The 22,837-nt window shown below is 41.5% G+C and carries 15 protein-coding genes; 8 read left to right on the top strand and 7 right to left on the bottom strand.

Annotated elements, in window-relative coordinates:
• Positions 1 to 27: 27 nt before the first annotated feature.
• From EL140_RS08045 to EL140_RS08030, 4 genes are all read right to left on the bottom strand, one after another.
• The gene (locus tag EL140_RS08045) at positions 28 to 999 is read right to left on the bottom strand and encodes a siderophore ABC transporter substrate-binding protein (RefSeq protein WP_000858275.1); all 972 of its coding nucleotides are present in this window, start codon (positions 997 to 999) and stop codon (positions 28 to 30) included.
• Positions 1,000 to 1,096: 97 nt separating this feature from the next.
• Positions 1,097 to 1,849 (bottom strand): iron ABC transporter ATP-binding protein, encoded by a 753-nt coding sequence (locus EL140_RS08040; protein ID WP_000764283.1) that lies wholly within the window; start codon positions 1,847 to 1,849, stop codon positions 1,097 to 1,099.
• A complete protein-coding gene (locus EL140_RS08035) occupies positions 1,846 to 2,802 on the bottom strand; it encodes an iron chelate uptake ABC transporter family permease subunit (protein ID WP_001159847.1) in 957 nt (318 codons plus the stop codon). Before EL140_RS08035 ends, EL140_RS08040 begins: the two co-directional genes overlap by 4 nt.
• Positions 2,792 to 3,751, bottom strand: a complete 960-nt coding sequence (locus EL140_RS08030; RefSeq protein ID WP_000777213.1) for an ABC transporter permease — start codon at positions 3,749 to 3,751, stop codon at positions 2,792 to 2,794. The genes EL140_RS08035 and EL140_RS08030 overlap by 11 nt, the downstream gene beginning before the upstream one ends.
• A gap of 233 nt (positions 3,752 to 3,984) precedes the next feature.
• Here EL140_RS08030 and pepA point away from each other — a divergent pair, with 233 nt between their 5' ends.
• Positions 3,985 to 5,049, top strand: a complete 1,065-nt coding sequence (gene pepA, locus EL140_RS08025) for a glutamyl aminopeptidase (RefSeq protein WP_000209177.1) — start codon at positions 3,985 to 3,987, stop codon at positions 5,047 to 5,049.
• Positions 5,050 to 5,070: 21 nt separating this feature from the next.
• The gene (locus EL140_RS08020) at positions 5,071 to 5,367 is read left to right on the top strand and encodes a bacteriocin immunity family protein (RefSeq protein ID WP_000230156.1); all 297 of its coding nucleotides are present in this window, start codon (positions 5,071 to 5,073) and stop codon (positions 5,365 to 5,367) included.
• Between the two features lie 96 nt (positions 5,368 to 5,463).
• Here the strand turns inward: EL140_RS08020 and EL140_RS08015 are convergent, their stop codons facing one another.
• Positions 5,464 to 7,095: a Na/Pi cotransporter family protein gene (locus EL140_RS08015; protein ID WP_000026658.1), complete on the bottom strand. Its 1,632-nt coding sequence runs from the start codon at positions 7,093 to 7,095 to the stop codon at positions 5,464 to 5,466.
• A 332-nt stretch (positions 7,096 to 7,427) separates the two neighbouring features.
• Here EL140_RS08015 and EL140_RS08010 point away from each other — a divergent pair, with 332 nt between their 5' ends.
• Positions 7,428 to 12,152 (top strand): endo-beta-N-acetylglucosaminidase, encoded by a 4,725-nt coding sequence (locus EL140_RS08010; RefSeq protein WP_000653745.1) that lies wholly within the window; start codon positions 7,428 to 7,430, stop codon positions 12,150 to 12,152.
• 116 nt (positions 12,153 to 12,268) lie between these two features.
• Here EL140_RS08010 and EL140_RS08005 read toward each other — a convergent pair whose 3' ends face one another.
• Together EL140_RS08005 and EL140_RS08000 are read right to left on the bottom strand one after the other, a co-directional pair.
• A complete protein-coding gene (locus EL140_RS08005; protein ID WP_002879744.1) occupies positions 12,269 to 12,637 on the bottom strand; it encodes a hypothetical protein in 369 nt (122 codons plus the stop codon).
• An 84-nt stretch (positions 12,638 to 12,721) separates the two neighbouring features.
• Complete coding sequence (locus EL140_RS08000) at positions 12,722 to 13,648, bottom strand: helix-turn-helix transcriptional regulator (RefSeq protein ID WP_000764446.1); 927 nt, start codon at positions 13,646 to 13,648, stop codon at positions 12,722 to 12,724.
• A gap of 353 nt (positions 13,649 to 14,001) precedes the next feature.
• Here EL140_RS08000 and EL140_RS07995 point away from each other — a divergent pair, with 353 nt between their 5' ends.
• The 5 genes from EL140_RS07995 to glnA all read left to right on the top strand — a co-directional run bounded on the left by EL140_RS07995 (position 14,002) and on the right by glnA (position 22,488).
• Complete coding sequence (locus tag EL140_RS07995) at positions 14,002 to 15,201, top strand: phosphoglycerate kinase (RefSeq protein ID WP_001096772.1); 1,200 nt, start codon at positions 14,002 to 14,004, stop codon at positions 15,199 to 15,201.
• Positions 15,202 to 15,365: 164 nt separating this feature from the next.
• Complete coding sequence (locus tag EL140_RS07990; protein WP_078232927.1) at positions 15,366 to 20,009, top strand: antigen I/II family LPXTG-anchored adhesin; 4,644 nt, start codon at positions 15,366 to 15,368, stop codon at positions 20,007 to 20,009.
• Positions 20,010 to 20,142: 133 nt separating this feature from the next.
• Positions 20,143 to 20,670, top strand: coding sequence for an FUSC family protein (locus tag EL140_RS07985; protein WP_000119887.1), 528 nt, complete (start codon positions 20,143 to 20,145; stop codon positions 20,668 to 20,670).
• A gap of 76 nt (positions 20,671 to 20,746) precedes the next feature.
• A complete protein-coding gene (glnR, locus tag EL140_RS07980) occupies positions 20,747 to 21,103 on the top strand; it encodes a transcriptional repressor GlnR (RefSeq protein ID WP_000664333.1) in 357 nt (118 codons plus the stop codon).
• Between the two features lie 38 nt (positions 21,104 to 21,141).
• Entirely contained in the window at positions 21,142 to 22,488 is a 1,347-nt protein-coding gene (glnA, locus tag EL140_RS07975) for a type I glutamate--ammonia ligase (RefSeq protein WP_001122885.1), read from the top strand.
• Positions 22,489 to 22,837 lie beyond the last annotated feature (349 nt).

The raw sequence follows: 22,837 nt of genomic DNA, 5'->3' as shown, positions 1-22,837 counted from the left end.
ACATCAGGTGATGTTGGGTTTTCTTGCTTATTTCAAAGCTTTTTGAGCGTCTTCAATCATGAGTTTAGTTGATTCAAGACCGCCGCCACTTAGATACCAGAGGTCTGGTGTTAGTTGGATAATTTTACCATTTTTAGCGGCAGGAGTTTCAGCGATGAGGGCATTTTCTAGGACGCCATCGTTGCTAGAGTTGTCCCCACCAATGGCAAGGGTGCGGTTGATGACAAAGAGGATGTCAGGATTGATTTCTTTGACACTTTCAAAGCTGACTTCCTGGCCATGGCGAGAGTCTTCAAATTTGGTGTCAGTTGGCTTGAATTTCAAAGTTTGGTACAAGAAAGAGAAACGAGATTGGGCACCAAAGGCAGCCATTTTTCCTTCATTGAGGAGGATAGCAAGGGCTTTTTTGTCAGAACTTTCGTTTTTAGTAGCGACTTCTTGGATACTCTTATCCAGGTTTGCCAATTCTTCTTTGGCTTTCTGTGTACCAGTTTCACCAAAGGCGCTTGCTAGAGATTCGATATTAGACTTGGTAGAAGTCCAGTAGTCGTCCTTGCTCGCTTGGAAGAGTACGGTTGGAGCGATTTCTTTGAATTTGTCTACGAATTTTTGGGTACGTGGAGAAGCGATAATCAAATCCGGCTCAAGAGCAGCAATGGCTTCTAGGTCTGGCTCAACCATGGAACCCATATTGTTGACATTTCCTGCAAGATCTTTTAGGTAGGTCGGAACAGTTTTTGTAGGCATTCCGACGATATTCTTTTCAAAACCTAAAGCGCGAATAGTATCCGCAGCACCGAGGTCAAAGGTCACAATCTTTTCAGGAACCTTTGAAAGTTTGACCTCATCTAGTGAACTTTTAATGGTTATCTCTGTTGGAGCAGAGCTACTTGTCTCTGTCTGGCTAGTGCTTGAGTTTGTATTTGTACTACATGCACCAAGTAAGAGCAAGAAGCTGGCAGCTAGGGCAGTGAGATAAAGTTTAAGGGATGTTTTCATGATTTCTCCTTTTTAAAATATAGTAACGATGTAGGGGTCTCTTAGATAGACTTGTTAGCTAAGAGACAGAGGGTTCTCTAACATGAGTTCAGAATAGCTAGCTATAGATACAGATCTTTTTGCCATTGATATCCGCGAGCGTGATGGGAATCTCATAGAGTTGACTGAGCAGGTCAGCCTGCATGATTTGAGCAGTCGTTCCCTTGCAAAAGACTTGACCGTCTTTAAAGGCAACAATTTCATCCGCATACTGGCTAGCCATGTTGATATCGTGGAGGACGATGATAATGGTCTTCCCTAGTTCCTCCACCAGTCGCCGAAGTATCTGCATCATGCTGACACTTTGCTTGATATCGAGATTATTGAGCGGTTCGTCTAGCAAGATAAAGTCTGTATCTTGGGCCAGTACCATAGCGATAAAAACACGTTGCAACTGTCCACCAGACAGACTATCGATGTAGCGGTCTTTTAAGTTTGTCAGTTCCAGATAGTCCAGAGTTTCTCGGATTTTTTCCCAGTCTTCTGCCTTCAGTCGACCACGGCTGTAGGGAAAACGTCCAAAGCTGACCAATTCTTCTACAGTCAATTTGGCTTGGTAATTGATCTTCTGCTTTAGGATGGTGAGCTCTTTGGCTAGTTCTTGCGAATTCCAACTCTCGATTTCACGCCCTTTGATACTGAGGATTCCCTGATCTTTCTTGGTCAGTCTGCTCATGATGGAGAGAAGAGTTGATTTTCCAGCACCATTTGGACCAATGAAGGCTGTCAGTTTCTGAGGACTGACTTCAAGGGAAATGTCTTGCAAAATATCCTGTTTTTGAATGGATTTGTCAATGTTTTCCAGTTTCACCGACGGGCCCTCCTGTAAAGTAAGATAAAGAATAAGAGACCACCCACACTCTCGATGATCATGCTGATGCGAATTTCCAGCGCAAAGACTCGTTCGATGAGGGCTTGCCCCAAGGTTAAGCTAATAAATCCAATCAGAATGGCTAGGATAAAGAGCAACTTGTGCCGATAATCTTTGACAATCAGGTAAGTGAGATTGGCTAGCATAAAGCCAAAGAAGGCCATAGGCCCTACCAAGGCAGTGGCTGTTGAGGTCAAGAGCACGATGCCCCAGAGGAGTTCTCTCTGTTCTTTTTCAACATCGAGTCCCAGTATCTGAGCCGTTTCTCTTTGCAGGTGCAAGACATCCAGAACGACTGCTTTTCGAAAGAAAAAGATTGTCAAAGCAAGGATGATCAGAGAACCGATGGCTAGGATGGAAGTGTTGAGATGCTGAAAGGAGGCAAAGAGACTGTTCTGCAGTTTATCGTATTCATTTGGATCCATCAGAACTTGGAGGAAGGTACTGATATTTCGAAAGAGACTTCCGAGGGCTAGGCAGATTAGCAGAATGAAGACCAGATCTTGCTTCATCAGCGTCTTCAAGTAACCTTGTAAGGCGAGAAAGAAGAGGGATTGAAGCAGAAGCAAGATTAGAAATTCTAAGACAGGAGACTTTCCAAGCTGTAGAAATTTGCTTTCAAATATCAGTAGCAGGGTCTGTAGCAAGACATAGAAGGATTCGATTCCCAAAATACTTGGCGTCAGAAAGCGATTTTCCGTCAGGGTTTGAAAATTAATGGTCGAAATTCCAGTCGCGATGGCTACCAAGAGATAAACGATGATTTTTTGGGAACGCAGCTTCCAGGCAAAGGCAGACAGGTTAGTGATGGGCCAAAAGTAGAGGAGACAAGCTCCGATGGCCAGAATAATGAGAAGCCAGAAGAGCTTAGTGTGTTTGCTTTTAAACTGCATCTTTTTGTCCCCCTCTCCATAGAAGTAGGATAAAGGCGAGACTACCGATGATTCCTAGAATGAGACTGACAGACAGCTCATAGGGCCGAATCAAGACTCGAGAGAGGATGTCACAGGCCAAAACTAGATTGGCACCGACCAGAGCGACCATGAGTTTGGTTTGACTTAGATTATCTCCATAGCGCTTGCGGACAAGATTGGGAACGATGACCCCGAGAAAAGGCAAGGCACCCACGGTAATCATGGTGACACTTGTCGTTAGCGCGACTAGAAAGAGGGCCAGTTTTTCAAGTAGAGAGTAAGAAATCCCCAAACTCTCACTGGTTTCCTTGCCCAGATTCATGATGGTAAAGGTTTGGGATAATTTCCAAACGGCTATTAGGATAATGAGGCCTAAGAAGAGCCACTCATACTGATGGGTCTGAATCATGGAGAAGGAGCCCTGGGTCCAGGCAGTCATACTCTGAACCAGATTGAAACGATAGGCGATAACTTCTGTGACAGAACCGATAATCCCACTATAGATGATCCCGATCAAGGGCAACATCCACCTTTCCTTTACAGAAAAAATAGTCATAAAGGCTAGGAAGAAGAGGGTAAATAAGATGGATGAGCCAAAAGCAAAGAGCATCTTTTGGGTCAGACTCGCAGACGGAAAGACAAAGAGACTCAACACCATTCCCAGTTTGGCAGCTTCTGTCGTTCCTACTGTACTCGGAGCAGCAAACTGGTTTTGAGTAATGGTCTGCATGAGGAGTCCTGCCATGCTCATACTGGAGGCTGCAAGGAGAATGCTGATAGTTCTTGGAAGACGCGACTCTTGAAAGAGAAGCCAAGTCTGTTGGTCAAAAGTAAAGAATTTTTCCCAAGAAAAATCACTGGTTCCAATACTAATGGAGAGAAAGACCAGGAGTAGAAGTAAGCCTGTTAAAATATGAGAGAGTTTCATGCCCCGTCCTTTCATGTAGATTTGGTATAAAAATACCCTTGGAGATAATGTAACACGATTTTTTTAATCTGTCAATAAATTTTCTGACAATTTAATGTAAAAAGAAAGAAAAATTCCTGAAATAATATCTATCCCTCTATTTTATAGGATAAACTAGTAAAAACTAATCCAATTTCCTACTATCCTTCTCCTATAAAAAGTGGTAAAATGGAGGACAGAAAGAAGGAACTGATATGACAACATTATTTTCAAAAATCAAAGAAGTAACAGAGCTTGCTGCAATCTCAGGTCATGAAGCGCCTGTCCGGGCTTATCTTCGTGAAAAGTTGACACCACACGTGGATGAAGTAGTGACAGATGGCTTGGGTGGTATTTTTGGTATCAAGCATTCAGAAGCTGTCGATGCACCGCGTGTTTTGGTCGCTTCTCACATGGATGAAGTTGGTTTTATGGTCAGTGAGATTAAGCCAGACGGAACCTTCCGTGTGGTTGAAATCGGTGGCTGGAACCCTATGGTGGTCAGCAGCCAACGATTTAAACTCTTTACTCGTGACGGTCGTGAAATTCCAGTGATCTCAGGTTCTGTCCCTCCACATTTGACACGTGGAACAGGTGGACCAACTATGCCAGCAATTTCAGATATCATTTTTGATGGTGGGTTTGCAGACAAGGCTGAGGCAGAAAGCCTTGGTATACGTCCGGGTGACACCATCGTGCCAGATAGCTCAGCGATCTTAACAGCCAATGAAAAAAATATCATCTCAAAAGCTTGGGACAATCGCTACGGCGTCCTCATGGTAAGCGAGCTAGCTGAAGCTTTATCAGGTCAAAAACTCGGAAATGAACTCTATCTTGGCTCGAACGTCCAAGAAGAGGTTGGTCTTCGTGGCGCTCATACTTCTACAACTAAGTTTGACCCAGAAGTCTTCCTAGCAGTTGATTGTTCACCTGCTGGTGATGTTTATGGTGGTCAAGGCAAGATTGGGGATGGAACTTTGATTCGTTTCTATGATCCAGGTCACTTGCTCCTACCAGGTATGAAGGATTTCCTTTTGACAACGGCTGAAGAAGCTGGCATCAAATACCAATACTATTGTGGAAAAGGTGGAACAGACGCTGGAGCAGCTCATCTGAAAAATGGTGGTGTCCCATCTACAACTATCGGTGTCTGCGCTCGTTATATCCACTCTCACCAAACCCTCTACGCGATGGATGACTTCCTAGAAGCCCAAGCTTTCTTGCAAGCCTTGGTGAAAAAATTAGACCGCTCAACGGTTGATTTGATTAAAAATTATTAAATATAAGGGAGGTTGGTCGGGATGGTAGAACCAAACCTAGAAAGCCTTATAAGAGATCTCTACAACCATGCCCGTCAGGGCTTGAGTGACGATTTAGTCGCTGCTCTCCTAGAGACTGCTAAGAAGCTGCCTACTACAAATGAGCAATTACTAGCAGTCCGACTTTCAGGACTGGTCACCCGTGAATTGCTCATCAATCCCAAACACCCAGCACCTGAGTTGATCAACTTGGCGCGCTTTATCAAAAGAGAAGAAGCCAAGTATAGGGGCACTGCAGTTTCTGCTATCATGTTTGGAGAACTCTTTAAAATGCTTTGATTCCATTGTGAATCAAAGCATTTTTCTATATGCTCCAAAAGAAATTCTTGATGAGGAAACGAAAAAGCCATCCCATTCAGGATAGCTTCTTGTTTATTAGATTTGTTCAGCGATGACCTTTTCAGCTAGGTTCATAGCATGGTCAGATACACGAGTGTAGTGGGAAATGATGTCGATAAAGTTGACTCCAGCTTGTGTAGAACACTCACCTTTGTTAAGGCGTTTGATGTGGGTCTTTCTGAGAACGCGTTCCATATTGTTGATTTCTTTATGGCGTTCAATCAGACTTTGAGCTTTTTCAATATCATTGTTTTCTACACTATCAAGGGCATCCTTGATGAATGCGGTTGTTGCTTGATAAATATCAGCTAATTCCTCTAAAGCTGCTTCAGAGAACTGAACATTCTTGCGTTGAAGATAGTCTGTTAGGTTGAGCAAGCCTTCTGCGTGGTCCCCAATCCGTTCCAAATCACGAGATGAATCCAGAATGTTGGTCAAGACTTCGCTTTCCTTTTGACTCAAGGATTCGCTTGAGAGTCTGATGAGGTAACGAGTGAGTTTTTCATCGATGGTATTGATGGCTTCCTCTGTCTTGTGCCCTTTTTCAGCTACCTTTTCATCCAAACCGATGATATAGCTATAAGAAAGGTCAAAAGCTTTGGCTGCATAGTTCCCCAAGTGCAAGAGTTCTTTTTTGGCATTTCCTAGAGCGATAGAAGGAGATTGCTGGATAAGTTGCTCGTCGAGATAAAGGGGCTCGTACTTGACAACCTCGTCTTCACCAGGGATGAGCTTGGTTACAAAGTAGGCCAAGGCTCCGATGAATGGAAATTGTACAATGGTGTTACTTACGTTAAAGGCACCGTGAGAGAAGGCGATGGTCATCTCAGGTGAGAGGTGAAGGAGTGCCTGGAAGTACTCGATCATAGCAGTAAAGGGGCCTAATAAGATTAAGCAAAGAATAGTCCCTAAAACGTTAAAGGTAACGTGGGTTGCCGCAACGCGCTTTGCAGAGACATTGGCTCCAGCTGCCGCAATGATAACGGTTAAGGTTGTCCCGATATTATCCCCGAAGAGAACTGGTAGTGAACCTTTAAGATCAAGGAACCCACCTGCATAGAGACCTTGCAAAATCCCGATTGTAGCCGAAGAGGCCTGAATGAGGACGGTAATCACTGCACCAGCTACCACTCCTAAAATAGGATTTTGACCCAAGGTTACCATATACTCCTTGAATTGTGGTAAATCTTTAAGCGGGCTCATACCGGCACTGATGAGGTTGAGAGCGTAGAAGATTCCCCCTACACCAAACAGGATGCGCCCGATATTGTTTGCTGTTCTGTTTTTTGTGAAGAAGAGGAACATAGTTCCAAGGAAAATCAAGGGTAAAGCATACTCGCCTAGTTTGAAACCGATGATAAAGGAAGTAACAGTGGTTCCGATGTTGGCTCCCATGATAATTCCGATAGCCTGTCTAAGAGTGAGAAGACTAGCGCTGACCAGTCCGACCGTGATAACTGTAACCCCCGTACTTGACTGAATCAGGGCAGTCACGACGATTCCGACTAGAACGCCTAAAAAGGGATTGCTAGTGTACTTGTCAATGTAAAAACGAAGGCGATCTCCAGCAGCTTGTTGCAAACCGTCTCCCATGGTCTTGATACTGTATAAAAACAGTCCTAGACCTCCTAAAAAGTGAAATAAAATTTCCTGCCAATTAATGGACATTTCTTTTTCCTCCGGAAAATAATAACGGAATTTCTCCTATTCTATTTTAAAGGATAAAAGTAAATCTCACAAGTGTTTAGCTGAAATTTTCATAAGAAACAAGAACTTTCGTTTAAAATGAGAGATAGATTACCTATAAGAGAAATGATTTATAGGATTGTGTCCAAATTTTACTGATTATTATCCTAGTTATAGTTTTTATGTTAAATAGATTGACATCGCTTTCATATAGGATAAAATGAAGATGATCCTGTTCTGGTGGTGTGCACTGAGAACAGTTACTTTTTATCAAAAAGTAAAGCGCTTACTTTATATTTTATTAGGAGGATAAGATGAAAGATCTATTTTTTGAAAAACGTTGCCGTTACAGTATTCGTAAGCTGTCAATCGGAGCTTGTTCCTTGATGATTGGTTCAGTTCTATTTGCGAGCCCAGCTCTTGCCGAACAAGTCGCAGTCCCTGAAACAGCTGCAAATACGAGCGCCCAAGCTACAAGAGCTAGTGAAACAGCTAATCCAGATACTGCAGCCCTTGAAAAACAATTAGAGGAAACAGAGAACAAAGTAGCTGAGCAACCAATTTCAGAAAACACTCCAGCAATAACGGATTTGGTCAATGAAAAAGAAGAGGCAAAACCCGCTCCGGCAGATAAAGCTGAAAAACCTGCTCAACCAACTGAAAAAGAAGAAGTCAAACCAGAGGAAGCTCCTCAAGTGGCTGAGAAGAAAGCCGACAAACCGACTCTAGCAGACGTTCCTAAAAATGAGGAAAAGAGTCTCCGACCAAAAGAAATCAAATTTGATACTTGGGAAGATTTATTAAAATGGGAACCGGGTGCGCGTGAGGATGATCCCATTAACCGTTCATCAGTTGAACTCGCCAAGCGCCATAGAGGCCAGTTGGTTAACGAAAAAGCAAGCAGAAGAGCCAAGGTTCAGGCGCTAGCAAACACCAACTCAAAGGCCAAAGACCACGCTTCTGTTGGTGGAGAAGAATTCAAGGCCTATGCTTTTGACTACTGGCAATACTTGGATTCAATGGTCTTCTGGGAAGGTCTAGTTCCAACTCCAGATGTCATTGATGCCGGTCACCGCAACGGAGTTCCCGTTTATGGAACACTCTTTTTCAACTGGTCAAACAGTATTGCTGACCAAGAGAAATTTGCCGCTGCCTTGAAACAAGATGAGGATGGCACATTCCCAATTGCACGCAAACTCGTTGATCTCGCTAAGTACTATGGCTTTGATGGCTATTTCATCAATCAGGAAACAACGGGGGAATTGGTAGCACCTCTTGGTGAAAAAATGCGCCAATTCATGCTCTATACAAAAGAATACGCAGCCAAAGTCAACCACCCGATCAAGTATGCTTGGTACGATGCCATGACCTACAAATACGGTCGTTACCACGAAGATGGTCTAGGTGATTACAACTACCAGTTCATGCAAAAAGAAGGTGACAAAGTCCCTGCAGATCAATTCTTTGCCAATTTCAACTGGAACAAGGAAAAGAATGACCACTCCGTAGAGATGGCCAAATGGCTAGAGCGTAGTCAATATGATGTCTTTGCAGGCTTGGAATTGCAACAAGGTGGTTCTTATAAGACCAAAGTCAAATGGGATGCCCTCTTAGATGAAAAAGGCAAGTTGCGTTTGTCACTTGGACTTTTTGCACCAGATACGATTACCAGTCTAGGAAAAACAGGCGAAGACTACCACAAGAACGAAGACATCTTCTTTACAGGTTACCAAGGAGATCCAACGGCTCAAAAACCAGCAGATAAAGAGTGGTATGGAATTGCCAATTTAGTTGCTGACCGTACACCAGCAGTAGGTCGAACCTTCACGACCTCCTTTAATACAGGTCATGGTAGAAAATGGTTTGTAGACGGCAAAGTTTCTAAGGATTCTGAGTGGAACTACCGTTCTGTTTCTGGTGTCTTGCCAACATGGCGCTGGTGGCAGACTTCAACAGGGGAAAAACTTCGTGCAGAATATGACTTTACAGATGCCTATAATGGAGGAAACTCCCTTAAATTCTCAGGCGATGTAGCTGGTAAGACGGACCAGGATGTGAATTTGTATTCTACCAAACTAGAAGTAACAGAGAAAACCAAACTTCGTGTTGCCCACAAGGGAGGAAAAGGCTCTAAAGTTTATATGGCCTTCTCTACGACTCCAGACTACAAATTTGAGGATGCAGCTGCATGGAAAGAACTGACTCTCTCTGATGACTGGAAGAATGAAGAATTTGACCTTAGCTCACTAGCAGGTAAAACCATCTATGCAGTCAAACTCTTCTTCGAACATGAAGGTGCTGTAAAAGATTATCAGTTCAACCTAGGACAATTAACTATCACGGACAATCACCAAGCACCACAGGCACCGACGGGGCTATCTGTGGTGAAACAATCTCTTAAAAATGCCCAAGAAGCTGAAGCAGTGGTCCAGTTTGCGGGTAACCAAGATGCAGATTTCTATGAAGTCTACGAAAAAGATGGAGATAACTGGCGTTTGTTGACAGGATCATCTGCTTCAACCATCTACTTGCCAAAAGTTAGCCGTTCTGCTAATGCGACTGGTACGACTCAGGAACTGAAAGTCGTTGCAGTTGGTAAAAATGGCCTTCGTTCCGAAGCTGCGACGGCATCCTTTAACTGGGGGATGACAGTTCAGGATACGACTCTTCCAAGACCTTTAGCTGAAAATATCGTTCCAGGTGCAAAGGTTATTGGTAGCACTTTCCCGAATACTGAAGGCGGGGAAGGCATCGAAGGCATGTTGAATGGTACGATTACAAGTCTGTCAGACAAGTGGTCTTCAGCTCAGTTGAGCGGTAGTGTGGATATTCGTTTGACCAAGTCACGTACCGTTGTTAGATGGGTCATGGATCATGCGGGAGCTGGTGGTGAGTCTGTCAACGATGGTTTGATGAACACCAAGGACTTTGATCTTTACTACAAGGATACAGATGGTGAGTGGAAACTAGCTAAGGAAGTCCGTGGCAACAAAGCACACGTGACAGATATCACTCTTGACAAACCAATCACTGCCCAAGACTGGCGCCTAAAAGTTATCACTTCAGATAATGGGACACCTTGGAAGGCCATTCGTATCTACAACTGGAAGATGTACGAAACCTTGGACACAGAAAGTCAAAATATTCCAATGGCTAAGGTAGCTGCCCGTTCACTTGGAAACCACCAAGTTCAACTTGGTTTCTCTGATGTTCCAGCGGGTGCAACTATCACCGTTTACGACAAGGCAGATTCACAAACACCAATTGCAACCTTGAAGTCTGAAACTGGAGGCGACTTGGCAACAGCACCATTGGGCTTTGACAAGCAACCAACTCTCCTCTACTATCGTACCCAACTACCTGGCAAAGAAATCAGTAACACCTTGGCTGTAGCGATTCCGCAGGATGAGAGAAAAATTGCTGCAGTTAGCCTTGAAAAAGGACCTAAGAAGATAGTTTACAAAGAGGGAGAAAAACTTGACCTCAGAGGCGGAAACCTCCGTGTTCAGTACGAAGGGGGACAAGCCGATGAGCTGATTAACCTTACTCACTCAGGTGTGACTGTTTCTGGATACGACGCTCATCAAAAAGGGGAACAAAAGCTCACAGTCAGCTACCTTGGACTTTCGGTTACTGGTGACTTAAAAGTACAAGTGACTGGTCAAGATGAAGGGAAGCCGAAAGAAGTAGCAGGCTTGTACATTACTCAGAAACCGAAAACAGACTATCTAGTAGGAGATCAACTGGATCTTGCAGAAGGTCGCTTCGGCGTTCTCTATGATGATGAGACAGAAGAAAGCCATGCCTTTACAGATCAAGGTGTTGAAATTACAGGCTACGATGCTCAAAAGACTGGACGACAAACCTTGACCTTGCATTACAAGGGACACACAGCTGAGTTCGATGTCTTGGTTTCTCCAAAAGCAGCTGTCAACGACGAGTACCTCAAACAAGAAATTACTGCTGCCCAAGGCCGTCAGTCAACCCTTGCCTACACCTTCTCAAGCGAGGACAAACAAGCAGCACTAGTAGAGAAGCTCAATGTAGCGAAAGCTGTAGCAGAAAACCATGATGCCAGTCAAGAAGAAGTCAATAAAGCCTTGAATGAATTGAAACAAGCTGGAGCGGACTTGGATGGAAATCAACGTTATCAGACAGCTAGAGAAGAATTGGAAGGTTTGCTCGAATCTGTCCGTGAAAAAGATCCTAAAGCTGAGTTGATTGAACAAGCAGAAACTTTATTAGCTTCAGAGATGCCAACTCCACAAGCTTTTTCAGAAATGAAAGAAAAGCTGAATAAGAAACTAGCTCCTGCAGAAGAAAGCCATCATGTTGGTAGCATGGATCCAAATGAAGTGGCCCCGACGGTTGAGGCCCTCCCTGAACTAGTTATTGAAACTGAAACAACAGCCTATGAACGTCAGGAGCGACCAAACTCCGAATTTCTCAAAGGACAACGCCGTGTTGTGCAAGCTGGAGTTGAAGGTCAAGTTCGCCACTTTGTAGCAGTAGATACCCAAGGTAGACGCACTCTTCGTTCGACTGAGGTAGTCAAGGAAGCAATCCCAGAAATCACCGAAGTTGGAACAAAAGTTCTATCAAGCAACCAACCAGCTGAAGGTGTGAAAGATTTAGTTCTAGAAACTCCGAAACTGGAAGTTGAAGAGGGAACAGTTTCCTTCGAACGTCAAGAACGACCAAATGCAGCCCTTCTCAAAGGCAAACGCCAGCTAGTTCAAGCAGGCGTTGAAGGCCAAGTTCGTCGCTTTGTAGAAGTTGATGCTCAGGGCAAACGCACCCTTCATTCTACTGAGGTTCTCAAGGAAGCTCTTCCAGAAATTGTCGAAGTAGGAACGAAAGAAGAGCAAGTCTCACAAACAAGGGATCAAGCGCTCTCAGCAACGCCAGCAAAAATTGAAGAAGTAAGTAAAGAGCTTCCAAATACGGGAGCGACAAGAGATGCTAGTCTAGTAGCGCTGGGACTCCTCGGACTAATGAGTGGCTACGGCTTGCTTGCTGGAAAGAAGAGAGAAGACTAATCAGATTTACGAATCTTGGATTTTCTCATAAAAATAAAAAACAAGGTTTGACTGTAGATTAGTCAGGCCTTGTTTTTAGTTTTGAAATTGAAGAGTAAATTTGAAGCTAGATTTTTTTATTCAATTCCTTGGATAAATTTTTGGAAACGATAGGTGTCGAAATAAATATTGGATGCAACTAATTTATCAAATTCATCAAATTTCAGAAATTCTGCGACATCCAGCTCTAGTTCTTTTCCTTGAGGAGAATGTAGACGGTAGCGATTTAAAGCTGAGACTGCTCGACCATCAACAAGTAATTGCTTCACTTCAAGATGCTGGCTCAAAGCATAGAATTGGCCTGCGCCTTGCAAATAAACATCACGTCCTTGTCGAATTTCTATACTATCGCACATGCCATAGTCAAAGTTTTCAGCTACGAAATCTTCCCAGCCTCCCTCATTTACTGCCGTAAAATAGCTTTCTGCAAGTGTTTTTGTATCCATTTGGAACCTCCTGTAAAATAATTGGGCTATGATGAATATCACGAAATATTTTGCCCACTTAAGAGTATACAAAAGGAAATATGACTACAGGTTGTCATATTGCTGAAGATTTTTTTTGAGAGTACTGACCAGTAGATTTTGTAAGTGACTTGGAGATACGACCTTTACTTGATAACCAAAACTTAATAGTAAATCAAAAAACGAAGGAGTTAAAGCTCTAAATGCCTGAACTTTTATTATTTCGTCCTCGACTCTGATTTCTTCTTCCGTGAAGTAATCGTAGATTTTTGGAAGTGCAAATCTTGTAAAAACTAGTTCGATTTCTTCTCTTTGCCCCTCCACTTTATGTTTTGGGGGATTTAAAAAAAGCTCTAACTTTTCTTGAGATAAACGTGGATAATCGAATGGTTTATCTTCTATCTCCACTAGTTCTAGTTCACGAATTCGAGTTAATTTAAAAATACGAAAATCTAATTTTTCTAAGCAGTAACCGATAACATACCAAGCATTCAGTTTATAGATCAATCTGTATGGAATAACTGTTCGCTGACTTTTCTCTTGTTTTTTCGAATAGTAAGAAAAAGAAATCATCTGTTCAGTTTGTATCGCTTCCTCAATTTCTAGTAAATAATTTGTATTAAGAGTCCAGGAACTGAGATCAAAGTAAAAAGGACTGTTTGCTCTTGTAATTTCTTGAGAAGACAGCTTGTGTTCGATACTGTCAAGACTTGAATGACCAACGATTTTACTAACATTTTGGCTCATATTAATGATAAACTGTCTCTCTTCCTCAGTGAAAAAGTTTCTGTCTATCTTATAGTCGCTCGGTATATAGAAACCTCCCTTATCTCCACGTTCCGAATAGATTGGGATCCCCGCTAAACTGAGTGTATCCATGTCTCTATATACAGTTCGAGTAGATATTTCAAACCTCTCTGCGATCTCTTTAGCTGTTATTCTCTTCTTATTCAAAAGAGACAGTAAAATATAGATTAGTCTTTCTAATTTCATCGTAGCAATTCCCCTTCTTTTAATCTCAAATAGCACAAACTGAAGAAATTATTTTAGTTATATTGTATAATAAGAAACCCAGCAATTCAAAAAGAAGGACTGTAGAGTTTAGAATATTAAGGATTAAAATCTTAGAAAAAGGATAGTGTAGAAGTAATTAGGCAGATCAATCAAGAAATTCGCCTAAAATATTCCAACCGAATTATGTGAAGATTACTATTTCCCGCACTGCAATCCTAGGTTTTTAGGTTAATAGATAGAAGAATGAACAAGAAAAGTTTAGGGTTTTTCTATCTCTTTTGCGGATTTTGTGATATAATTAACACGTATAAAAAAAGAAGGAGTCATATCTAATGGCAAAATTGACTGTTAAAGACGTTGACTTGAAAGGGAAAAAAGTTCTCGTTCGTGTTGACTTCAACGTACCTGTTAAAGATGGCGTGATTACCAATGATAACCGTATCACTGCAGCTCTTCCAACTATCAAGTACATCCTTGAACAAGGTGGACGTGCAATCCTCTTCTCTCACCTTGGACGTGTAAAAGAAGAAGCAGACAAAGAAGGTAAATCACTTGCTCCTGTAGCTGCTGACTTGGCTGCTAAATTGGGACAAGAAGTTAAATTTATCCCAGGTGTTACACGTGGTGCTGAATTGGAAGCCGCTGTTAACGCTCTTGAAGATGGACAAGTTCTCTTGGTTGAAAACACTCGTTTCGAAGATGTTGACGGCAAGAAAGAATCTAAAAACGATTCTGAACTTGGTAAATACTGGGCTTCACTTGGAGATGGTATCTTCGTAAACGATGCATTCGGTACTGCTCACCGTGCACACGCATCTAACGTTGGTATCTCAGCAAACGTTGAAAAAGCAGTTGCTGGTTTCCTTCTTGAAAACGAAATTGCCTACATCCAAGAAGCAGTTGAAGCTCCAGAACGTCCATTCGTAGCGATCCTTGGTGGTTCAAAAGTATCTGACAAGATTGGTGTTATCGAAAACTTGCTTGAAAAAGCTGATAAAGTGCTTATCGGTGGTGGGATGACTTACACATTCTACAAAGCTCAAGGTATCGAAATCGGTAACTCACTTGTAGAAGAAGATAAATTGGATGTTGCGAAAGCTCTTCTTGAAAAAGCAAACGGCAAATTGATCTTGCCAGTTGACTCAAAAGAAGCAAACGCATTTGCTGACTACACTGAAGTGAAAGACACTGAAGGTGAAGCAGTAGACCCAGGTTTCCTTGGTTTGGATATCGGTCCTAAATCTATCGCTAAATTCGACGAAGCTTTGACTGGTGCGAAAACAGTTGTATGGAACGGACCTATGGGTGTATTTGAAAACCCTGACTTCCAAGCTGGTACAATCGGTGTCATGGATGCTATCGTAAAACAACCAGGTGTTAAATCAATCATCGGTGGTGGTGACTCAGCTGCTGCAGCCATCAACCTTGGCCGTGCAGACAAGTTCTCATGGATTTCTACTGGTGGTGGAGCATCAATGGAACTTCTTGAAGGTAAAGTTCTTCCAGGATTGGCAGCATTGACTGAAAAATAAATAGTTTAACTAAAGGAAGATGGTGTGACCATCTTCTTTTTAATTTAATTTATAAATAGGTGGAATTTTTCTATAAATAAAAAAAGAGTAAATATTTGCATCCTGCCTTGTAAAGTGCTAGTATAAGAAGTAACGACTAAATTTAGATAAGGAAAAGGATTATAATGAAAAATAAAAAAGAAGTCTATGGATTTCGTAAAAGCAAAGTTGCGAAAACTTTGTGTGGTGCTGTTTTAGGAACTGCTTTGATTGCTTTTGCAGACAAAGCAGTATTTGCTGATGAAGTTACAGAGACAACTAGTACAAGTACAGTTGAGGTAGCTACTACAGGGAACCCAGCCACAAATCTACCTGAAGCTCAGGGTGAAATGAGCCAAGTTGCCAAAGAAAGCCAAGCTAAGGCTGGTTCTAAAGACTCAGCTTTGCCAGTAGAAGTATCATCAGCTGATTTGGATAAAGCAGTTGCTGATGCAAAATCTGCAGGAGTTAAGGTGGTTCAAGATGAAACAAAAGACAAAGGAACAGCCACAACTGCTACAGAAAATGCTCAAAAACAAGATGAAATTAAAAGCGACTATGCTAAACAGGCTGAAGAAGTAAAGACAACAACTGAAGCATATAAAAAGGAAGTCGCAGCTCATCAGGCTGAAACAGATAAAATCAATGCTGAAAACAAAGCAGCGGATGACAAGTACCAAAAAGATCTAAAAAGTCATCAAGAAGAAGTTGAAAAAATCAACACTGCTAATGCAACAGCTAAAGCAGAATATGAGGCTAAGCTAGCACAATATCAAAAAGATTTAGCAACTGTCAAAAAAGCAAATGAAGATAGTCAAAAGGATTATCAAAATAAACTTTCAGCTTACCAGACAGAATTAGCTCGAGTACAAAAAGCTAATGCTGAAGCTAAAGAGGCTTATGATAAAGCAGTAAAAGAAAACACTGCGAAAAACGAAGCGCTTAAAGCTGAAAATGAAGCGATTAAACAGCGTAATGAAACTGCAAAAGCGAATTATGAAGCAGCGATGAAGCAGTATGAAGCAGACCTTGCAGCTATTAAGAAAGCTAAAGAGGATAATGATGCTGATTATCAAGCTAAATTAGCAGCTTATAAAACAGAATTGGCACGTGTTCAAAAGGCTAATTCTGATGCAAAAGTAGCCTATGAAAAGGCTGTTGAAGAAAACAAAGCTAAAAACAATGCTATCCAAGCTGAAAATGAAGCTATTAAACAACGAAATGAAACAGCCAAGGCAACTTATGAGGCTAAAATAGCACAATACGAAAAAGACTTGGCAGCAGTCAAACAAGCGAATGCAGCTAACGAAACAGACTACCAAACTAAGTTAGCGGCTTATCAGACAGAACTAGCTCGCGTTCAAAAGGCAAATGCTGATGCTAAAACAGCTTATGAGAAGGCTGTTGAAGACAACAAGGCAAAAAATGCAGCGCTCCAAGCTGAAAACGAAGAAATCAAGCAGCGGAATGCCGCGGCTAAAACTGACTATGAAGCAAAATTAGCTAAATACGAAGCTGATCTTGCCAAATATAAGAAAGAGTTGGCTGAGTATCCGGCTAAGTTGCAAGCTTATGAAGCTGAGCAGGCCAAAATTAAGGCAGCTATGGCTTTAGCAGAATCAAAGAAGAATGAAGATGGAAACTTGAGTCGCCCAAGTGCTCAAAGTTTGATTTTCAAATCGGAGCCTAATGCTGAACTTTCATTGACTACAACTGGTGAATTTGTTAGCTATACTGGCATGGAAGCAGCTGTGAAGAATACTGCAGAATTTGCCAATAAACTCTTCCAGTTGGATAACTTTAAAGTAACAGACATTCAAAATGCTAACTACCAGACAAACAAACAGGAAAGCTTTGGTACAGTCGGTAAGTATTCTGAGTACAATTCAAATGTAACAAGTGGTAAGGGACCAACTGAATGGTCTTCAGTCCTGCTGAAACGAGGTCAGTCTGCAACAGCAACTTATACGAATCTTCAGGGGACTTACTATCAAGGAAAAAAAGTTTCTAAAATCGTCTATACTTATACTCTTGATTCTAGTTCCAAGTTCCGCAATGATAAGGCTTGGTTGGGAATTTTTAAAGACCCAACGATGGGGGTTTTCGCTTCGGCTTATACTGGTAATACAGAAGATGCTACCTCTCTCTTCGTTAAGACTGAGTTTCAATTCTATGATGAAGATGGTCAAATTATTAATTTTGACAAGGCCTTGATGTCTGTAGCGTCTCTTAACCGCGAAGCAAACTCAATCGAGATGGCTAAAGATTATACTGGGAATTTCATCAAAATTTCGGGTTCTTCAGTTGGTGAAAAGAACGGCCAAATTTATGCGACAGAATCTGAAAACTTCAAAAAAGGAGTTGGTGGTTCCCGCTTCACCATGTATAAGAATAGTCAACCAGATTCTGGTTGGGATAATGCAGATGCACCAAACTCTTGGTATGGTGCGGGAGCAGTGGAAATCTCAGGTCCTTCAAATAGTATGACTATCGGAACAATTTCGTCTTCAGAAGTGTTGGGACAGCCTGCAGCGAATGATCCACGTAGAGCAGAGAAATTATCTCCCAAAAAGCCAAATATTTGGTTTGCGATTAACGGAAATGTTCGAGCAACTAATTTGCCAACCATCACATTAGAAAAACCAACTCCGCCAGTAGAACCAACTGCACCACAAGCTCCTACTTATGAAGTAGAGAAACCACTGGAACCAGCTCCAGTAGTACCAAACTACGAAAATGAGCCAACTCCACCGGTAAAAACTCCAGATCAACCGGAGCCATCAAAACCAGAAGAGCCAACATATGAGACAGAGAAACCATTGGAACCAGCTCCAGTAGCACCAAACTACGAAAATGAGCCAACTCCACCGGTAAAAACTCCAGATCAACCGGAGCCATCAAAACCAGAAGAGCCAACATATGAGACAGAGAAACCATTGGAACCAGCTCCAGTAGCACCAAGCTATGAAAATGAGCCAACACCACCGGTAAAAACTCCAGATCAACCAGAGCCATCAAAACCAGAAGAGCCCAATTATGATCCATTGCCAACTCCGCCGGTAGCACCAACTCCTAAGCAGTTGCCAACACCACCAGCGGTGCCAACAGTTCACTTCCATTACAATCGTCTATTTGCACAACCTCAGATTAATAAAGAAATTAAAAATGAGGATGGAGTAGATATCGACCGTACTCTAGTTGCTAAGCAGTCTGTAGTGAAGTTTGAGTTGAAAACGGAAGCTTTAACTGCAGGGCGTCCAAAAACAACTTCGTTTGTATTGGTAGATCCACTTCCAACTGGCTATCAGTTTGATTTGGAAGCAACCAAGGCTGCAAGCAAAGGTTTTGAAACAAGCTATGACAAAGCTAGTCACACTGTAACCTTTAAGGCTACTGAGGAGACCTTGGCAGCTTTCAATGCAGATTTGACAAAATCCTTTGAGACTCTATATCCAACTGTTGTTGGTCGTGTCTTGAATGATGGGGCGACTTATACAAACAACTTTACATTGACAGTCAACGATGCCTACGGTGTCAAGTCAAACATTGTTCGTGTAACGACTCCAGGTAAACCAAATGATCCTGACAATCCAAATAACAACTACATCAAGCCTTTGAAAGTTAACAAGAACAAGCAAGGTGTGAATATTGATGGCAAAGAAGTTCTAGCTGGTTCAACAAACTACTATGAACTCACATGGGATTTGGACCAATACAAGGGAGATAAATCTTCTAAAGAAGCGATTCAAAATGGTTTCTACTATGTGGATGATTATCCAGAAGAAGCCTTAACCCTTCAACCAGAATTGGTTAAGATTCGTGATCTAGAAGGCAACCTTGTATCAGGTATCAGTGTTCAACAATTTGATAGTTTAGAAGCTGCGCCTAAGAAGGTTCAAGAGCTGTTGAAGAAAGCAAACATCACTGTTAAAGGTGCTTTCCAACTCTTCTCAGCTGATAATCCAGCAGAATTCTACAAGAACTATGTAGCAGCAGGAAAATCATTGCTAATCACAGATCCGATGACAGTTAAACCTGAATTTGGTCAAACGGGTGGTAAGTATGAAAACAAAGCCTACCAAATTGATTTTGGAAATGGCTATGCTACAGAAGTAGTTGTCAACAACGTACCGAAAATCACACCGAAAAAAGATGTGACAATCAGTATGGATCCAAGCAGTGACAATATTGATGGCCAAACAATTCCGTTGAACCAGTTCTTCAATTATCGTTTAATCGGTGGTTTGATTCCACAAAATCATTCTGAGGACTTGAATGACTATAGTTTTGTAGATGATTATGACCAAAAAGGTGATCAATACACTGGAAACTATAAAGTTCTTGCCAAGGTTGATATCCGATTGAAAGACGGTCGTGTTATTAAGGCAGGGACAGACTTAACAGCTGAAACACAGGTTGAACATAATCAAGATAAGGGAATGATTACAATTCGCTTCAAGGAAGAATTCCTTCAAGAGATTCAGTTGGATTCTCCATTCCAGGCTGAGACTTATATTCAAATGAAACGAATTGCTGTCGGAACCTTTGAAAATACCTATGTAAATACTGTGAACAAAGTTGCTTATGCTTCAAATACAGTTCGCACGACAACGCCAGAACCTAAGAAACCAGAGGAGCCAACAACTCCTACTCCAAATCCAAAAGGTAACCCTACTCTACCTCAAACAGGTACAAATGATTCAAGCTACATGCCATATCTTGGTCTAGCAGCTTTAGTAGGAGTTTTAGGACTTGGTCAGTTGAAACGTAAAGAAGACGAAAGCAAGTAAGCTCTGAAAGTTAAATAGAAAAGAGGAACTCTGTTTCCTCTTTTTTATAGCCCTAAATTAAAAACGCTTCCTATTGATTTTCACTCATAAAATCAACTAATTTATGTTAAAATGGTAGTAGAAAGTTGAGATTATGAGTTATTTTAAAAAATATAAATTTGATAAGTCACAGTTCAAGCTTGGTATGCGAACCTTCAAAACAGGGATTGCCGTATTTATAGTTCTCTTGATTTTTGGTTTTTTTGGCTGGAAGGGGCTTCAAATTGGAGCGTTGACAGCGGTCTTCAGTTTACGAGAAAGCTTTGATAAGAGTGTCCATTTTGGAACTTCGCGTATCTTAGGAAATAGTATTGGCGGTTTTTACGCCCTTGTCTTTTTCCTCTTAAACACTTTATTTCATGGAGCCTTTTGGGTAACTTTACTAGTTGTTCCGATTTGCACCATGTTAACCATTATGACAAATGTCGCCATGAACAACAAGGCAGGAGTTATCGGTGGTGTAGCGGCTATGTTGATCATTACCCTATCAATACCGAGCGGAGAAACATTTTTGTACGTGTTTGCACGTGTATTTGAAACATTTATGGGAGTTTTTGTCGCAATCCTTGTAAATTATGATATTGAGCAACTGAAACTCTTTTGGGAGAAAAAAAGAAAATAATGTTACATTTTATGACATTATTCGTTGACGTATGTCTTTTTTTAGACTATAATAGACAGGAAGAAGGAAATTGTAAATGAAGGAAAGAGAATTTCGCCGAAATATGGCTGTTTTTCCTATCGGCAGTGTTATGAAATTGACCGATCTCTCGGCGCGTCAGATTCGTTATTATGAAGATCAAGAGTTGATCAAACCTGATCGAAACGAAGGGAACCGTCGCATGTATTCGTTGAATGACATGGATCGTCTGCTTGAAATCAAAGATTATATCTCTGAAGGTCATAATATTGCTGCGATTAAGAAAAAATATGCTGAACGCGAGGCGAAGTCCAAGAAAGCCGTGAGTCAGACGGAAGTGCGTCGCGCACTTCACAATGAACTCCTCCAGCAGGGGCGCTTTGCTTCAGTACGGTCACCCTTTGGTCGCGGTTAGGCAATCGCAAGTAGTCATATATATTAAGGAGAAAACCCATGCCAATCACAGCTGCAGATATTCGTCGTGAAGTCAAGGAAAAAAATGTTACCTTTATCCGTCTCATGTTTTCAGATATTCTGGGAACCATGAAAAACGTCGAAATTCCTGCTACAGATGAACAGTTAGATAAGGTCTTGTCAAACAAAGCCATGTTTGATGGCTCTTCTATTGAAGGTTTTGTACGTATCAATGAGTCAGATATGTACTTGTACCCAGACTTGGATACATGGACAGTCTTCCCTTGGGGAGATGAAAATGGAAGTGTTGCAGGTTTGATCTGTGATGTCTATACAACAGAAGGCGAACCCTTTGCAGGTGACCCTCGTGGTAATCTGAAGCGTGCACTTCGTCATATGGAAGAAGTAGGATTCAAATCCTTCAACCTTGGTCCAGAACCAGAATTCTTCCTCTTTAAGCTGGATGAAAATGGCGATCCAACTCTTGAGGTAAATGACAAGGGTGGTTACTTTGATTTGGCCCCTACTGATCTTGCAGACAATACGCGTCGTGAAATCGTGAATGTTTTGACCAAAATGGGATTTGAAGTAGAAGCGAGTCACCACGAGGTTGCGGTTGGACAACATGAAATTGACTTCAAGTATGATGAAGTCCTCCGTGCCTGTGACAAGATTCAAATCTTTAAACTCGTTGTTAAAACCATTGCTCGCAAACATGGCCTTTACGCAACCTTTATGGCTAAACCGAAATTTGGTATTGCTGGATCAGGTATGCACTGTAATATGTCCTTGTTTGATGCAGAAGGAAATAATGCCTTCTTTGATCCAAATGATCCAAAAGGAATGCAGTTGTCTGAAACGGCCTACCATTTCCTTGGCGGTTTGATTAAGCATGCTTACAACTATACTGCTATCATGAACCCAACAGTTAACTCATACAAACGTTTGGTTCCAGGTTATGAAGCGCCTGTTTACATTGCTTGGGCTGGTCGTAACCGTTCGCCACTTGTGCGCGTACCAGCTTCACGTGGTATGGGAACTCGTCTTGAGTTGCGTTCAGTGGACCCGATGGCAAACCCATACATCGCTATGGCAGTTCTATTGGAAGTTGGTTTGCATGGTATTGAAAACAAAATCGAAGCACCAGCTCCTATCGAAGAAAATATCTACATCATGACAGCAGAAGAGCGTAAGGAAGCTGGAATCACCGACCTTCCATCAACTCTTCATAACGCCTTGAAAGCTTTGACAGAAGATGAAGTGGTCAAGGCAGCCCTAGGTGAACACATCTACACTAGCTTTCTTGAAGCGAAACGCATCGAGTGGGCTAGCTATGCGACCTTTGTTTCACAGTGGGAAGTTGATAATTATCTTGACTTATATTAAGAATATAAAAAGATTGTCTGAGTGGACAATCTTTTTTATTTTTGCAAAAATTTAAATGGATTTTGATGCTGTTTTTAGTATAGTTATTATATAGAAATACAGAAAATGAGAAAGAGTGAATTATGCATTAAAAAGAAATAATATTCTGAAAATAACTAGAAAATGACGTTCATGAATTTTCGTTATACCTATTTAATGCAGTAGTGTGGCGGGTTTAGCGTGGGAAAGAAAAAAGTTTACAATTTGACAACATATTTCTTGAAATACGAATTAGTAAATGATAAAATGTTTTTTGGAATGGATGAGTTTTGGAGAGTTTATAAAATATTTACTATATTATTTACTCAAG

Source organism: Streptococcus oralis ATCC 35037, from assembly GCF_900637025.1.
Lineage (GTDB): Bacteria > Bacillota > Bacilli > Lactobacillales > Streptococcaceae > Streptococcus > Streptococcus oralis.
Note: the sequence above shows the minus strand (reverse complement) of the source record. Positions and strands in the feature narration are given on the sequence as shown.

Excerpts from the sequence above, each read along its gene's own strand:
- EL140_RS08045 (WP_000858275.1), bottom strand. The coding sequence starts at position 999 with ATGAAAACATCCCTTAAACTTTATCTCACTGCCCTAGCTGCCAGCTTC.
- EL140_RS08035 (WP_001159847.1), bottom strand. The coding sequence starts at position 2,802 with ATGCAGTTTAAAAGCAAACACACTAAGCTCTTCTGGCTTCTCATTATT.
- EL140_RS08030 (WP_000777213.1), bottom strand. The coding sequence starts at position 3,751 with ATGAAACTCTCTCATATTTTAACAGGCTTACTTCTACTCCTGGTCTTT.
- pepA (WP_000209177.1), top strand. The coding sequence starts at position 3,985 with ATGACAACATTATTTTCAAAAATCAAAGAAGTAACAGAGCTTGCTGCA.
- EL140_RS08020 (WP_000230156.1), top strand. The coding sequence starts at position 5,071 with ATGGTAGAACCAAACCTAGAAAGCCTTATAAGAGATCTCTACAACCAT.
- EL140_RS08015 (WP_000026658.1), bottom strand. The coding sequence starts at position 7,095 with ATGTCCATTAATTGGCAGGAAATTTTATTTCACTTTTTAGGAGGTCTA.
- EL140_RS08010 (WP_000653745.1), top strand. The coding sequence starts at position 7,428 with ATGAAAGATCTATTTTTTGAAAAACGTTGCCGTTACAGTATTCGTAAG.
- EL140_RS08005 (WP_002879744.1), bottom strand. The coding sequence starts at position 12,637 with ATGGATACAAAAACACTTGCAGAAAGCTATTTTACGGCAGTAAATGAG.
- EL140_RS08000 (WP_000764446.1), bottom strand. The coding sequence starts at position 13,648 with ATGAAATTAGAAAGACTAATCTATATTTTACTGTCTCTTTTGAATAAG.
- EL140_RS07995 (WP_001096772.1), top strand. The coding sequence starts at position 14,002 with ATGGCAAAATTGACTGTTAAAGACGTTGACTTGAAAGGGAAAAAAGTT.
- EL140_RS07990 (WP_078232927.1), top strand. The coding sequence starts at position 15,366 with ATGAAAAATAAAAAAGAAGTCTATGGATTTCGTAAAAGCAAAGTTGCG.
- EL140_RS07985 (WP_000119887.1), top strand. The coding sequence starts at position 20,143 with ATGAGTTATTTTAAAAAATATAAATTTGATAAGTCACAGTTCAAGCTT.
- glnR (WP_000664333.1), top strand. The coding sequence starts at position 20,747 with ATGAAGGAAAGAGAATTTCGCCGAAATATGGCTGTTTTTCCTATCGGC.
- glnA (WP_001122885.1), top strand. The coding sequence starts at position 21,142 with ATGCCAATCACAGCTGCAGATATTCGTCGTGAAGTCAAGGAAAAAAAT.